Origin of the sequence: Streptomyces sp. NPDC086787, from assembly GCF_044745865.1 — a bacterium.
GTDB lineage: Bacteria > Actinomycetota > Actinomycetes > Streptomycetales > Streptomycetaceae > Streptomyces.
This window is the reverse complement of sequence record NZ_JBIVBC010000013.1, coordinates 1-14,484: the sequence shown is the minus strand read 5'-3', so window position 1 is coordinate 14,484 and position 14,484 is coordinate 1. Positions and strand designations below refer to the sequence as shown.

Below are 14,484 nucleotides of genomic sequence, written 5' to 3'. Positions count from 1 at the left end.
CCCCTTGTTTCTGAGCTGTCTTCTACGCTGCCGAGCGAGCGTTCTGGCCGGACCCGGAGGTCGCGTCGCGGTACCAGTACTCGAGGGTCAGCACATGCCAGAGATGCTTGGAGAAGTCCCGCTGCCCGGCCGCGTCCTCGGCGACCATCCGCGCCAGCGCGTCGCGGCGCAGGAACCCGGAACCGACGAGCACGCCGTCGTTCACCACCTCGCGCACCAGCGGTGCCAGATCCCGGCTCATCCAGGCCCGCAGCGGTGCGCTGAACAGGCCCTTCGGCCGGTACACGATCTCCCGGGGCAGGACTGAGGTGGCTGCCTCCTTGAGGACGGCCTTGCCCTGCCGTCCGACGATCTTGCGGTCACCGGGCACGGCGAACGCCGCCCTGACCACCTCGACGTCCACGTACGGCACCCGCACCTCGGTCGACGCGGCCATGCTCGACCGGTCCGTGTAGGCGAGGTTCAGGCCCGGCAGGAACATCCGGGCGTCGCCCAGGCACATGCGGTTGACGAAGTCGTCGAGGTCGTTGTCCTGGTAGACGTCCGCGTGCTCGGTCAGCACGTCATCGACCGTCCCGGCCAGGTCCGGATCGATCAGGGCGAGCAGCTCCTCCTGGTCGTACATGGTGTAGCTGCGCCGGAACGCGGTCTCCTCCGGCAGGTCGGCGAAGGAGAGGAACCGCTTGGCGAAGCGCACCGACCGGTAGCCCCGGCGGGCCGTGGCGACCGGCAGCCGGTCCACGGCCCTGGACAGGCCGCGCCGCAGGGGCCGCGGGATGCGCTGGTAGCGCAGCGCGATCGTGTTGGCCAGGTGCTTTCGGTAGCCGGCGAACAGCTCGTCGGCACCCATCCCCGAGAGCATCACCTTGACCCCGGCCTCCCGGGCGGCCGAGCAGATCAGGAACGTGTTGATCGCGGCCGGGTCGCCGATCGGCTCGTCCAGGGCGTACGTCATCCGCGGCAGCAGGTCGAGCACGTTCGGAGCGATCTCGATCTCGTGCAGGTCGACGCCGAACCGCTCGGCCACCTGCCGCGCATAGCGCAGGTCGTCCGGCATCGCCTCGAACCTGGCGTCCTCGGGGCGGAACCCGATCGTGTAGGCCGAGATCCCGGGCTGGTGGCGGGCCGCGAGCGCGGTCAGATAGCTGGAGTCGAGACCGCCGGAGAGGAAGGTCGCCACGGGTACGTCCGAGAGCATGTGCCGCCGGGTCGACTCCTCGACGATGGCAGCCAGGTCCGGCTGTTCGCCGCTGCGGGACCGCTCCCGGCCCTCGGCGGCGACGTCTCTCAGATTCCAGTACCGGCCGCGCTCCACCCGGCCGTCGGGCCGGCACCGGAGCCAGCTCCCCGGCGGCAGCTTCTCCGCCTCGCGAAACGCGCACCGCGAGTCCGGCACCCAGTAGTACAGCAGCGAGGCCACCAGCGCCGCGTGGTCCACCTCCAGCGAACCACCGGTCACGGCGGCGAGCGCCTTGAGCTCGGAGGCGAACACCAGACCCTCGCCGCGCCGGAGCAGGAACAGCGGCTTGATGCCGAGCTGGTCGCGGGCCAGCACCAGCTCACCGGTCCGCTCGTCGAAGATCCCGAACGCGAACATGCCGCGCAGCCGGGGCAGGCAGTCCGTGCCCCAGCGCCGCCAGGCCTCGAGCAGCACCTCGGTGTCGGAGGTACCGCGGAAGCGCACCCCGGCGGCCGCCAGTTCGGCACGCAGCTCGGGCGCGTTGTACAGCTCGCCGTTGTACGTCAGGACCAGGCCGTCCGAGGCCATCGGCTGGGCGCCGGTCCCGGACAGGTCCACGATGGCCAGCCGACGGTGCCCGAGGTGCACTTCGCCGTCACCGACGGGGTGGCTGTACCGGCCCGCCCCGTCCGGACCGCGGTGGGCGAGGACATCGGTGAGCCGGTCGGCCACGACCTTCCCGTCCGGCCAGCGGTAAGTGCCTGCGATGCCACACATGTCTAGCGCGCCTCCTGGTCGTTGTCCGGGACGCGTGCCGCCCGCATCGGCAGCTGCTCGGCCCGCTGCCGGTCCGCCCCGTTGTGTCGGGCCGGCCGCTCGCTCCGGCCGCGCAGCGCGGTGTGCAGCCCGTCCCACAGCGTGCCGTCGGTCCGGTCACGCGGATCGGGGTCGATCAGCACCACGCCGATCACCGCGATGGCCTGGTCCGCGAGCTGCCGCGCCACGGTGTGCAGCCATGCGGCGCTGCCGTGTCCGGCACGCACGACGAGCACGGTCCGGGTGCCGAGGTACTGGAGGTCGGTCCACGCCGTGCCGGGCGCCACCGAGCCGACGCCGACCCGGCTCTCCTGATGCGACACGGCCGGGGCACGCTCGCCGCTGACCACGGTCGGATCTCCCGGCTTGGTACGGCGGTTGGCGAGCTGAAGGCCGGGCAGACCGTCGATGACGACCACCGGTCCCTCCGCCGCCAGGGCCCTGGCGAGATCCAGGGCGATCGCGCTCGTGCCGCGCACACAGCCCAGTTCCAGCAGCGACACCGGTTCCGGGGAGTTGCGCACGGTGCGGGCCAGTGACGCGGTGAGCCGTTCACGTGCCGCCCGGACCCGCCGGCGCCGCCACAGCCGGGCCGGGCGGCGGGGCAGCTCCGCGATGACCGAGGCGCCGAGGTTCGCCGCGATCTCCCGGCGCAGCACGGGGCGGTCCGCCACCACCGTGCCGACCGCGGCCACCACGAGTCCGAGGACGAGCCCGAGGACGAGCCCGATCACGGCGTTGGTGGCAGCGGTTCTGGGCAGGGAGTGCGGCACCGCGCGTGGGGCGTCCACCACCTGTGTGCCGGCGACGAGTTGGGGCGCGCCGATGCGTGCCTCGGCGGCACGCTGGCCGAAGTCGGTGATCCGCGAGGTGAGTTCGGCCCGGCGGGCGAAGAGCGACTCCAGGTCGGCCGACGCCTTCGGCCCACCGTCCGAGGAGCTGTTCCCGATCGACTTGTTGACCTTGGCGAGATCGGCCCGCATGCGGTCACGCTGGTCGAGCAGGGCCTGGGACTCGGCCTTGGCGGCTTCCTGTATCCGCCTCACATGGTCCGCGACGAACGCGTCGGCCAGCGCCTTGGCGCGGGCGATCGCCTCCGCGTCGCTGTCACCCGTCACAGTGATCTGCAGCAGGTTGTTGGTCAGGCCGATCCCCCCGTAGTCCCGCATGAAGTCCTCCGGTTTTTCCGGGGAGCCGAGGGACTTCAGGGCCGCACCGGCGATCCGCGTGGTCTGCAGCAGTCCGACGTCGGTGCGGATCAGCGTTCCGGGGTCGTTCGGCTGGTCGGCCTGATGCGCGACCAGCACCTTGGTCACCGCGGTCGGCGGTGGTGGCAGCAGGAACGCCACGGCCGCGCCGATGAGCAGCCCCAGCAGCGCCGCGGAGCACCACAGGCGGCGCCGTCTGCGCACCGCCACCACCAGCGCCTGAAGGTCGAGCAGCGGAGCAGCGGCCGACGACTGCGAAGTCGTACTCGTCGTCACCCTGAACCTCCCGTCGCGTCCGCGCCGACCGCGAGCGCCGGTGTGGCGGCATCCCGCGGCAGGCCGGTGGACCGCGTCGAACGGACCCGGACCGCGGCGGCGAGGACGACGCCGACGATCTCGTGCTTGGCGTCCGCACACGCCTCGGCGATGCCGCCGAGTTCCTCGGCGGTCCAGCTGCCCGCGCTGAGCACGACCAGGGCGCCGGACTCGTTGTCGCGGTCCGGCACCATCGGCTGGGACACCGAAACCCCCACCACCCGCAGCATGGGGCATCTCCTGCCCGAAGAGCCCGGGGAAGGATCGTTCTCGGCCGCGGTGACGAGCTGCCCGGCGGCCCGGAGGGCGATCTCGTCGCCCTCCGGGACGACAACCAGCAGTCGCCGGGGAGCCGGCAGCTGGTCCCGGAGACGGGCGCACACCCGCCGGTAGCGGATCTGTCTGCCGGCGTCGTCGCCGGACGTCTGCGGGGCAGGTACGTCCCATCTGGTGTCGACGCCCAGCAGCCGGCGGATCCGGGCCCGCGGGCCACGGCCTTCCGGCCGCTGCGCGGGCCGTTCGTCGGGTACGTCGACGGTGCCGAGGAGCGCCGAGCCCAGCGCCGCGGCGATCTCCGGCTGGGTGCGCAGCCGGCGACTCATCCGGGCGGCGGTGAGATGGCCGATGACCGCGAGCAGGAAGAACAGCAGTGCCCCGGCGACGATGAGCTGCGTCCTCGTCGGCGGTGCCTCTCCGGCCGGCCGGGCCGCCGGTCCCATGACGACCATGTTGGCCTTGTTGGCGGCCGGGTCGGCCTGGTCCAGCTTGTTGATGGCGCCCTGCAGTGAGGTGCGCAGCTTCTCGAGCTCGGTGCGGGTCTGGACGCTCTCCACGGTCTGTCCCGGATCGGTCGCATCGGCCAGCTCGGTGATGCGGCGGCTGGTCTGCACCACCATCTGCCGCAGTTCGTCGAGTTGCGCCGACGCCTCGGGGTCGGTGTTGGCGTCCACGATCCGCGCGGCGAACGTGACGAACTGCTGGGCCACCTGGTCGGAGAGCTGCTGCGCGCGCTCCGGGGTGTCGGCCGTGCCCGAGATCTTGATGATGTTGCCGTCGGAGGCCTTGGCGCTCACCTGGTTCCGCAGATCGCTGCCGTTGACCCCGGTCCAGCCGAGCGTGGCGGCCGCACGGTCGACCACCACCGAACTGGTCGCGATCTCCGTCTGGGTCAGCAGCTCGCGCTGTTCCCACGCCCCCGGCAGCAGTACCGACGCCGACGTCGTGTAGCGCGGCGGGAACAGCAGCGAGGTGCCGTAGCCGACGAGCGCACCCACCACCGTGAGGATGGTGAGGAGCCGCCAGCGCCGACGGACAATCCGTCCGATCGTGGCCAGGCGTATCGTGTCATCGCTCAACGGCGCGGCCTCCGCCCTGCCCGGTCCGGGTCGCCCGTCGACACCCGAGCGTTGCGGCGGGCAGCGGCGTAGGCCGCGAGCAGCGATCTCTGGGAGTTCCGCCAGGAGAGCGGCCCACTGATCCGCTCCTGGCCGATCTTGCCCATGTGGGCCCGCTGCTCCGGATCGTCCAGCAGCAGCGCGATGAGCCGGGCGAACTCGGCCTCGTCGTTGGCGGGCGCGTAGACGGCGGCGTCACCGGCCGAGACCCGCGCCTCCCGGAGGTCGAAGGAGACGATCGGCCGGCCCATCACCATGTACTCCAGGACCTTGTTCATGGTCGACACGTCGTTGAGCGGATTGTGCGGGTCGGGGGAGAGGCACACGTCCGCGGTGGACAGGTAGCGCACCAGATCGGCGTCCGGAATGCGCCCGGTGAACTGCACCTGTTCCGAGAGTCCGAGCCGCCGGGACAGCTCCACCATCGCGTCGAAGGTGTCGCCGCCGCCGACGAACACCGCGTGCCAGTCGCTGCGCCCGACCTCGTCGCGCAGCTTCGCGAGGGCCCGCAAGGCGTAGTCGACGCCGTCCTGCGGGCCCATGACGCCGAGGTAGCACAGCAGATGAGGCTTGCCGCGCTTCAGCTCCGGCTCGGGTGGTACGGGGTGGAACCGGTCGACGTCGGGTGCGCTGCGCACCACGAAGACGTCGTCCGGCCGCCGACCGCCACGGCGCACCGCGACGTCCCGGTAGCTCTCGTTGGTGGCGAGTACGACGTCCGCGGCCCGGTAGGTCATCCGTTCCAGCGCGCACACGGCGCGGTAGAGCAGGTCCTGGCCCCGGTCGAACCGGGAGAGGTACAGCTCGGGCACCAGGTCGTGCTGGTCGAAGACGAACCGTGCTCCGCGCCGCTTCAGCCACAGAGCCGGCAGGAACAGCAGGTCGGGCGGGTTGCAGGCGTGGACCACGTCGACCGGGCCGACCTTCCGGGCCAGCCGTACCGTGTGCCACAACGCCGATCCGTACTCCCGCAGGTAGCCGGCCGGCCCTCCGGTGGCGGCGCGCAGTGGGTAGCGGTGGATCCGCACCCCGTCGATCTCCGCCTCCGCCTCCGTGTCCCGCTTACTCCCCTGAGGACAGATGACGTGCACCGTCCAACCGGCGTCGCGCAGCGTCGTGCACTCCTGCCACACCCGCCGGTCGAACGGCACCGACAGGTTCTCCACCAGGATCAGCGCACGCCGGTCTGCCCGTTCGCCGCTGGTCGTGTTACCAAGCAAGACCCATGTACCCCGGTTCGGTCCGACGCCTCTCGGCGTCGGGAAGATGGATGAGGTCGACAATCGCCGGGCCGTCGGCGCCATGGGGCAGAGCCGACAGCACTTCCGGATCTCTGGTCCCGACCAGGCACACCTCGGCGTGCTCCAGCACCTCGCCGACGGAGTCCGCGAGCAGCTGCCCGAGATGCGGCAGCCGGGTCTCGATGTACTGGCGGTTCGCGCCGAGCAGCCGGGACAGGCTCACGTTGGCGTCGTAGATCCGCAGGTCGTAGCCCTTGCCGAAGAGTCTCTCCGCCAGTTCGACCAGCGGGCTCTCGCGGAGGTCGTCGGTGCCGGGTTTGAAGGACAGCCCGAACAGGCCCACCCGGCGCTTGCCGGTGCGCTCGACCAGCTCCACCGCGCGTTGCAGATGGTCGGAGTTGGAGGGCAGCACATGGGAGAGGATGGGTACCGAGACGTCGGCCCGCTGCGCCGCGTGGACCAGGCTCCGCAGGTCCTTGGGCAGGCAGGAGCCACCGAAGGCGAAGCCGGGCCGCAGATAGGCGGGGCTGATGTTGAGCTTGCGGTCGGCCAGGAACACGTCCATCACCTGGTGCGAGTCCACCCCGAGCGCCTGGCACACCGCGCCCAGCTCGTTGGCGAAGCCGATCTTGAGGCCGTGGAACGCGTTGTCCGCGTACTTGATCGCCTCGGCCGTCGGGACCGGCACCCGGAACACCTCGCCGGGCAGGCCGTCGTACAGCGCCATCACCGCGTCGCCGCTGGCCGGGTCGACTTCGCCGATGACGGTCTTGGGCGGGTCGAAGAAGTCCCGCACGCTCGTGCCCTCGCGCAGGAACTCCGGGTTGACCGCGACCCCGACGTCCACGCCGGCCGTGCCGCCGACGAACTTCTCCAGGATGGGTACCAGCAGGTTCAGGCAGGTGCCCGGGAGCATGGTGCTGCGGAACACGACGGTGTGCCGACCACCGCTCCCATCGCGATCCGCCAGCGCGGCGCCGATCTCCTCGGTGACCCGCTCCAAGTACGTGGTGCACAGGCTGCCGTTGGGCTCCGACGGCGTGCCCACGCAGACCAGCGACACATCGCTTTCCATGATCGCCTCGCGTACGTCGCCGGTGGCGCGTAACGCCCCGGTCCGCACGACCTCGGCTATGAGCTCGCCGATACGCTCCTCGACCACCGGGGCCTTGCCGTCGTTGACCAGGTCGACCTTCACCTGGTTCACGTCCACGCCGATGACCTCGTGACCCATGCTGGCCAGGCACGCGGCCGACACGCAGCCGACGTAGCCGAGCCCGAAAACGCTCACTCTCATGACCCGTTCCTCCCCCCAGGCAGGCCCTCACGGCCTGCGGTCCGGGTGCCGGCCGGTCGGCGACCCCCGCGCATCAGTACGCTCCCTGCCCGTAGAGCACCGCACGCAGTGTCTTCCACAAGATCACTGTGTCCAGGGCCAGCGACCAGTCCTCCACGTACCGCAGGTCCAGCCGGACCGCTTCCTCCCACGACAGGTCGCTGCGTCCGCTTATCTGCCACAGACCGGTGAGTCCGGGCTTGACCAGCAGCCGCCGCCGGATGTCCGGGCCGTACGCGGCGGACTCCTCCGGTAACGGCGGCCGGGGACCGACGAGCGACATCGAACCGGTCAACACGTTGAAGAGCTGCGGGAGTTCATCTATCGAGTACCGGCGCAGCACCGCTCCCACCCGGGTCACCCGCGGATCCCGGCGGAGCTTGAAGAGCAGGCCGGCGCCCTCGTTGCGGTCGGCCAGCTCGGCACGTGCCCCGTGTGCCCCGGCGACCATGGTGCGGAACTTGAGGATGGTGAACTCACGGCCGTCCTTGCCGACTCTGCGCTGGCGGTAGACCACCCCACCCCGGCTGTCCATCAGCACGAGCAGACCGACGAACACCATCAGCGGCGCGAACAGCAGCAGCAGGATCGACGCGCCCATCCGGTCGACGACGCCCTTGACCGCCCGGCGGCCCCCGGTGAAGGTCGGCATGCTGACCCGCAGCAACGGGATCCCGAGCACCGCGTCGATGTGCAGCCGCGGGCCGGCCACCTCCATCAGCACGGGGGCCACGACCATCTCGGCGTCGCTGCCTTCGAGATTCCAGGCCAGCCGCTGCAGCCGGTCCGGTGACCAGTGCGGGTCCGGTGTGACCGCTACGACACGGTAGCCGTCGCGGCGGACGTGGTTGGCGACGTCCGCCAACTGGCCGACGACCGGCACTCCGTCCAGTTGGTCACCGTCGAGTCCGAGACCGTCCGTCGTGCAGACCGCGTCCACCCGCCAGCCGAGGTGCGGGAACTTGCGGGTCCGGGTGATCAGGTCGCGCACGGTGGCCGGGCTCCCGGCAGCGAGCACCGGTCGCAGACACCGTCCTTCCTTACGCTGTTTGTGCAGCCAGAGGCGCAGCAGATACCGCGCGGTCATGGTGACGAGCGCGATCGCGGGGATCGCGACGAAGATCCAGAGCTTGATGTTCCGCGAGGTGAGAGCGATCCCGCCGAGTGCCAGCACGACGGTCGCCGTCAGCAGTGAGCGCCCGAGCCGGCGGAACTCCTCCGCGCCCTGGCCGAGCACCGCCGGAGCCCAGGACCGGTTCACCGCGAGCGCCCCCAGCACCAGCAGTTCGGTGCCGAATGCGAGAATTCCCCACTTCTCATGCCAGTTGGCCGCGTCCCGGGCCCCGAAGAAATTGCCGATCGCCGCCACCACGAAGGCGGTGACCACCGTGTCGGTGGTGATCACGGCACGGCGGTACCGCTGCCCCCAGTCGATCGTCGGCTGACTGATCGCCCCGTTCGCCAGACGCTCGCGCGCCGACGGAAACGGGCTCACTAATCCCCCTTGCCGCACAGAACCCCCCAGGTCCCAGTGATTCGACGTTGTTCGCCTAACACCGTTCCTTCGCCCGGGAGGCCCCCGCCCCCCGAGCATGACATTCGGCTCTTTCAGAGGTACTTGAACAACTCACCCCGGCGGCAGCGGACTCGCACGTCCTGCCACGCTCAAGGTGCACCGAAACCCGTCGATCCCTTGGATGCTCCCCACATCCAAGGCCCCCTCTCGGGTTCCATGAATTGATCAACCCCGCGGCTGGCGCCGGGGGCGCGAATGCTGGCTTTCCGTAGCGCCTGACCTGTAGATCATCATTGGTCGCCTCGTGCCCGAACAGCTGAAGCACGGTCAATCTAGACCATCGAGGGCCGGTATGAAGAGAGTATGTATGTAATTTGTGTTCAAGCTTTTCGGCTGGAACCTCCGGCCGTCGCGGACGCCGGCCCGCGACCGTGGGTCAGCCCTCGGTCCGGTGGGTGATCGGTGCGTCGGTGCGGTCGCCGGGGAACTCGTACCAGCGGCGCCGCAGGCAGACGAACTCGACGTCGGCGCACACCAGTCGCATGAAGCCGGAGATGGTCTCGGCGAGTCGTTCGTGGGAGCCGGGGTGGGCGAGCCGGCCGTCGGCGGTGAAGGCTTCGTGGACGCGGGGCAGGCTGAACATGTCGGGGTAGACCCGGGTGCCCAGATGTTCCAGCGGGACCCGCAGCGCCCACAGGCCGCGGTTGCCGCCGATCATCGACGGGGAGGACGAGAGCAGGAGGGCGTGCTTGGTCTTGAACGGCTGCGGCCGTACCCGGGAGACCCAGTCGATCGCGTTCTTCAGCAGCCCTGGAACGGAGGCGTTGTACTCGGGCGCCGAGATCACGAACGCGTCGCAGCGCCTGATCCTTTCGCACAGGGCCAGCGCGCCGGGCGGCAGCCCCGTGGAGTCCTCCACGTCCTCGTCGTACAGCGGCATGTCGAAATCCCGCATCCTGGCGAGGTCGACCTCGGCACCCGCTTCGGCGATCAGGCCCGACGCCAGCGAGGCGAGCTGCGCGTTGGTGGATCCGGCGCGCAGTGCCGCGCCGAACACCAGGACCCGAACGGAAGGTGACTGGGCGTCCATGGTCATCGTGCGGTCCCTTTCGCCGGGCGACTGTCCCCGGTGGCCAGTTTTCCCCAGCCCGGTCCGCCGCACGGGACGACACACTGGTCCAGGGCCAGCGGTGCGGCGGAGGGGGGGTACCGCTCGCCCGGGACGTGTGCGGCCGACCCTGGCTGACTATCGGTCAGCCGACGGACGGCGGGGTCCAGTCGGCGGGCAGACCGGTCTGGGCGAGGACGGTGGCGAGGCTGTAGTGGTCCTGGTCGGAGGCGATCCGGCGGTGGTTCCGGTCGAGGTCGAGGAGAGTGGTCATCGGTACGGCGGAGGGCTCGGGCGCGCCCTTGAGGTGGCCGGCGCAGACGGCCTTGACGGTGAGGTGGTCGCCGTCGCGGTGGGTGGAGCGCACGGTGACGTGGACGTCGTCGATGAGGCTGTCGGCGCGGGCCTTCCAGCCGGAGATCTCCTGGCGGCCGTGGAAGGTGACACCCACGGCTTCGTCGGTGTAGGTGCCGTCGGCGGTGAACAGGGCGCCGAGCGCCTGCGGGTCGGTGCCGTTCCAGGCGCGGGCCCAGTCCGCGACGATCCTTGGCGAGTGCCGCTCGGCGGGCTGACGGGCGGCATGCGCGGTGGTGGCGGTGGCGGCACAGATGGCCGCCGTGGCGATCAGTACGGTGATGGCACGGGGTGAGCGGGACGGTCTGTTGGTGTCCTCCCACCCCGGCCATCGTGTCCGGTTGCTACGGGCCCGTCGGGTCAGTTGGTGCCGAGCTGGGCGGTGATCTCCGAGGAGAAGCTGCTGACGCGGGTGTAGAGACCGGGGTGGCCCGGCTTGCCGCAGCCGATGCCCCAGGAGGTGATGCCGGCGAGGACTCCGTCGACCACGAGCGGGGTGCCGCTGTCGAACTCGCAGGTGTCGACGCCGCCGTGGGCGAAGTCGCCCGCGCAGGTGTACTGGTGGGAGTCGTAGGCCTCGCCGTACGAGCCGGTGTCCGCGCAGGAGGAGTCGGCGACCACCGGGACGGTCGCGGTGCGCAGCACTCCGCCGTTGAGTGCGCCGGAGGATGTGGTGCCCCAGCCGAGGATCCGGGCGGTCCGGCCCGGCTTGTAGAGGTCCTTCGAGTCGGGACCGGCAATGGGCAGGGTCGGGGCGTTGATCGGCGACTTGAGGGTGAGTACGGCGACGTCGTTGCGGTAGCCGGTCTCGCCCTGGTAGGTGAAGGTGGCGTAGTTCGGATCGCGCCAGACGTGGGCGACTCCCACCTTGGTGCCCTTCGTGGACCACATGTTGTCGCGGCCCGAGACCACCTGGAGGAGTCCCGGGGTCTTCAGGAAGGTGTCCACACAGTGCCCGGCGGTGAGGACCTTGTTCGGCGCGATGAGCGTGCCGCCGCAGAAGGCGAACGGGACCAGCACGGGCTTGATCGCGACGGCCCAGGGGTAGTCCGCCGCCCGGGCCGGCTGCCCGCCCTGTACTGCCGCTGCCGGGCCGGCGGCGCTGAACAGCGCGGTGTACACCAGGGCCGTGGCGGAGAGTGCCGTCACGGCGCGCTTGCGTATGGCGGTGATCATCACGAGAGAGCTTCCTTACGTGCGGTCAGTTTCTTGGACTGGCTTCGCCGTTGAGGCATGGGCCTACCGGGCGCTGCCGATGTTGCGGTCGGCGTCGGACCCCTTGAGCATGAGGGTGGTTTCCTCGATGCGGTTGAAGCGGCCGTCGGGGGCGAGGTCGGCGAAGACGTAGACCTCCATGGTGACGGTGCTGCCGTCCTTCTTGGTGATGTGGCAGGTGTGCCGGTCGGCGTACTTGGCGCCGTCGTGGAGCTCCTCGTGGACCTCGACGCGGGCATCGGCGACGATGCCGCGAACGTGGCTGATGTGCTCGAGGAACTCGGTGCGGTCGGCCCACTCGCCGTCGGTGCGCTGGCGGTATTCGGGGGTGAAGTGGCGGTCGGCGGCCTCTTCGAGGGTGAGCTCGTCGTTGAGGAGCAGGTCGGTGAGGGCGGCCTTGATTCCGGTGCGGGACATGGGAGTTCCTTTCGAGAAGCCCTACAGTGCGTGCGTTGCGCACGCAATGCGACCACTGTAGCACTTTACGCGTGCGTTGCGCACGTATCTCTGGAGGGGTGTCACCTACGGCAGGGGCGGGTGCTCGGTTACTCGGTGCGCAGGCCCTCCGGGCGCATCATGCGCAGCAGCGGCGGCAGGCTGAGGAGCGTGACCGTGAAGACCACCGCCGCGCCCACACCGGTCATGGTCAGCATGCTTGCCCAGTCCACGGCCACCGGCTTGTTCGTCATCTTCAACAGCACCGCGCCGAGGGTGAAGCCCACCGTCGCGGCCACCACCAGGCCGAGACCGACCGGGACCGCCGTCTGCCACAGCACCGACAGGCTGAGTGTGCGGCGCCGGGTGCCGAAGGCGACCAGTGCGGAGAGCAGTTTCTTGCGGTCGCGCAGCTGCTCCAGCTGGGAGACGAGCAGGCTCGCGCCGATCAGCGCCAGCACGAAGGCGGAGCCGACGAACAGACCGGTGCGGACGGAGGTGAACTGCCGCGACTGTGTCGTGGCCTCCCAGCCCAGTGCGTCCGCGACGGGATCGAGTTGGGCCGCGGCGGTGCGCACGTATTCCCGCACGTCGGGTACCGACGGGTCCAGGCGGAGGTAGGCCTGGCCGGCCAGGTTCTCCTTGGCCCGGTCGGGCAGTGCGGCCGGGGTGACCAGCAGACCGTTGTACGCCCCGTTCAGGCTGTCGTCGCGGTCGTTCACCTGCCGCAGGCCGGCGGGTATGGTCCAGGCCACTCCGGTGCCGTTCGGGTTGTTGCCGGGTGGCGGGCCGACATAGACGTGCCGGCCGGACTTCATCGCCGAGCGGGCGGCGGCGTCGGCATCGGCGTAGTCCGCCCGGCCGACGAACACGTCGCCGTCCTTGCAGGAGGGGAGGTGCGCGAGTTCGCGCAGGGCGGCGCAGGACCCCATGGTCAGCGTGATCATGTCGTTGCTCCGGGGCCTGGTGCCGTACATGCCGGTGGCCAGGGCCGCCACGGTCTTCACACCCTTGGTGGTGGCGAGGCGGTGCTCGACGTCGGACAGCGGCGCCCGGTTCGTCAGGTCGACCTCCATCTGGGCCCGGCTGGGGTCCTTGCCGGTGTCCTTGGTGTACTGGCTCTGCACGCCGGTGAAGAGCATCTGGAGTGCGATGGCTCCGGCGACGGCGACGGCGATGCCGTTGACCATGCGGGCGGCGGTGCCGGTGCTCAGCTGGAGCCGTCGTACGGCCAGTTGCCAGGACAGTGAGCCCGTCCCGAGCCGGGCGACGACTGCTTCGACGACCCAGGGCAGCAGGGCGGTGATGCCGACCAGCACCAGCAGGACGCCGCCGATGACGAGGTACTCGTTGAAGTTCCCGTTGTCGCGGCCCTGGCCGATCATCGGGTAGAGCATCGCGAGGCCGCCCAGCGGCGGCAGCAGTCGCCACCACAGCCGGCGGCGGCGCTGTTTGGCCGCGCGTACGACACCGAGGGGTTCGACGACCACGCCGCGCATGGCGAGCAGGGTGACGAGTACGGCGGCGACCGGGACCGCCACCGCGACCAGCAGGGCGAGCGCGGGGGTGGGGTCGAGGTAGCTGGGCCAGACGCTGATGTCCATTATTTCCACGGTGCCGAGGGTCTGGCGTCCGAGGAGGAAGAGGCCGGTGCCGACGGCGAGTCCGAGGAGGGCTCCGGCGAGGGCCTCGCCCGCGGCGATCCGGCGGGTCATGTGGCTGTCGGTGCCGACCAGGCGCAGTGCGGCGAGGCGGCGGTCGCGGCGTTCGCCGCCGAAGCGGACGGCGGCGGCGATGAACACGGCGACCGGCGTCAGCAGCACCACGAACACGACCAGAGTCAGCAGGATCAGCACCGGATCGGTCTTTTCGGGGTGGGTCTCCGTGTAGCCGAACTCGGCGATCCGCGTCACGTGGTAGTTGCCCGACTCCACCGGCAGTCCCTCGGCGCCCGCGTAGTAGGCGAGTTCGTGGGAGCCGATGAGTCCGCTCTCGCCGATCGTGCCGGTGATTCTGTACGGCAGCCGCTCGCGAAGCAGCTTGGCGTCGTCCGAGGCCAGCAGGTCCTTGAGTGCGGGGGAGACGACCATCTCGCCCTTGGCCGGGAAGCGGCCGACTCCCGGCGGAAGCGGCGCCCTGCTGCCCTCGGGTTCAAGGAACCGGCCATAGATGTTCCGGTCGTGCCAGGTGCCGTCGACATGTCCGACGACGACGGTGTTGTCGGCCTTGGGGAGGAGTGTGTCGGAGGCCGGGTAGTCGTAGCGGGTCACTTCCACGCGGTGGCGGGCGGAGAAGATGTTGGGGAGTGCGGTGCAGAGGAGGAGGAGTGCGACGCCGATGCCGACGCCGACGGCGGTGAGGGTCAT

General features: G+C 70.4%; 11 protein-coding genes. All 11 read right to left on the bottom strand.

The genetic code is table 11. The annotated features are described in order from the left end of the window. Positions 1-22: 22 nt before the first annotated feature. The 11 genes from asnB to ACIPK3_RS25945 all read right to left on the bottom strand — a co-directional run bounded on the left by asnB (position 23) and on the right by ACIPK3_RS25945 (position 14,484). A complete protein-coding gene (gene asnB / locus ACIPK3_RS25995) occupies positions 23-1,957 on the bottom strand; it encodes an asparagine synthase (glutamine-hydrolyzing) (RefSeq protein ID WP_402573343.1) in 1,935 nt (644 codons plus the stop codon). Between the two features lie 2 nt (positions 1,958-1,959). Then, positions 1,960-3,480 (bottom strand): Wzz/FepE/Etk N-terminal domain-containing protein, encoded by a 1,521-nt coding sequence (locus ACIPK3_RS25990; RefSeq protein WP_402573341.1) that lies wholly within the window; start codon positions 3,478-3,480, stop codon positions 1,960-1,962. After that, complete coding sequence (locus ACIPK3_RS25985) at positions 3,477-4,874, bottom strand: Wzz/FepE/Etk N-terminal domain-containing protein (protein WP_402573339.1); 1,398 nt, start codon at positions 4,872-4,874, stop codon at positions 3,477-3,479. Before ACIPK3_RS25985 ends, ACIPK3_RS25990 begins: the two co-directional genes overlap by 4 nt. After that, a complete protein-coding gene (locus ACIPK3_RS25980) occupies positions 4,871-6,133 on the bottom strand; it encodes a glycosyltransferase family 4 protein (protein ID WP_402573337.1) in 1,263 nt (420 codons plus the stop codon). The genes ACIPK3_RS25985 and ACIPK3_RS25980 overlap by 4 nt, the downstream gene beginning before the upstream one ends. Next, entirely contained in the window at positions 6,123-7,451 is a 1,329-nt protein-coding gene (locus tag ACIPK3_RS25975) for a nucleotide sugar dehydrogenase (RefSeq protein WP_402573336.1), read from the bottom strand. Before ACIPK3_RS25975 ends, ACIPK3_RS25980 begins: the two co-directional genes overlap by 11 nt. Positions 7,452-7,524: 73 nt before the next feature. After that, the gene (locus ACIPK3_RS25970; RefSeq protein WP_402573334.1) at positions 7,525-9,003 is read right to left on the bottom strand and encodes a sugar transferase; all 1,479 of its coding nucleotides are present in this window, start codon (positions 9,001-9,003) and stop codon (positions 7,525-7,527) included. A 439-nt stretch (positions 9,004-9,442) separates the two neighbouring features. Continuing rightward, on the bottom strand, positions 9,443-10,102 hold the full coding sequence (locus ACIPK3_RS25965; protein WP_402573332.1) for an NADPH-dependent FMN reductase: 660 nt from the start codon (positions 10,100-10,102) through the stop codon (positions 9,443-9,445). A 157-nt stretch (positions 10,103-10,259) separates the two neighbouring features. After that, the gene (locus ACIPK3_RS25960; protein WP_402573591.1) at positions 10,260-10,658 is read right to left on the bottom strand and encodes a nuclear transport factor 2 family protein; all 399 of its coding nucleotides are present in this window, start codon (positions 10,656-10,658) and stop codon (positions 10,260-10,262) included. A gap of 170 nt (positions 10,659-10,828) precedes the next feature. Beyond that, positions 10,829-11,644, bottom strand: a complete 816-nt coding sequence (locus ACIPK3_RS25955; RefSeq protein ID WP_402573330.1) for a S1 family peptidase — start codon at positions 11,642-11,644, stop codon at positions 10,829-10,831. A 63-nt stretch (positions 11,645-11,707) separates the two neighbouring features. Next, positions 11,708-12,100: a nuclear transport factor 2 family protein gene (locus tag ACIPK3_RS25950; RefSeq protein WP_402573328.1), complete on the bottom strand. Its 393-nt coding sequence runs from the start codon at positions 12,098-12,100 to the stop codon at positions 11,708-11,710. A 128-nt stretch (positions 12,101-12,228) separates the two neighbouring features. Beyond that, positions 12,229-14,484: an ABC transporter permease gene (locus ACIPK3_RS25945; protein ID WP_402573326.1), complete on the bottom strand. Its 2,256-nt coding sequence runs from the start codon at positions 14,482-14,484 to the stop codon at positions 12,229-12,231.

Excerpts from the sequence above, each read along its gene's own strand:
- ACIPK3_RS25950 (WP_402573328.1), bottom strand. The coding sequence starts at position 12,100 with ATGTCCCGCACCGGAATCAAGGCCGCCCTCACCGACCTGCTCCTCAAC.
- ACIPK3_RS25955 (WP_402573330.1), bottom strand. The coding sequence starts at position 11,644 with ATGATCACCGCCATACGCAAGCGCGCCGTGACGGCACTCTCCGCCACG.
- ACIPK3_RS25965 (WP_402573332.1), bottom strand. The coding sequence starts at position 10,102 with ATGACCATGGACGCCCAGTCACCTTCCGTTCGGGTCCTGGTGTTCGGC.
- ACIPK3_RS25975 (WP_402573336.1), bottom strand. The coding sequence starts at position 7,451 with ATGAGAGTGAGCGTTTTCGGGCTCGGCTACGTCGGCTGCGTGTCGGCC.
- ACIPK3_RS25945 (WP_402573326.1), bottom strand. The coding sequence starts at position 14,484 with ATGACCCTCACCGCCGTCGGCGTCGGCATCGGCGTCGCACTCCTCCTC.
- asnB (WP_402573343.1), bottom strand. The coding sequence starts at position 1,957 with ATGTGTGGCATCGCAGGCACTTACCGCTGGCCGGACGGGAAGGTCGTG.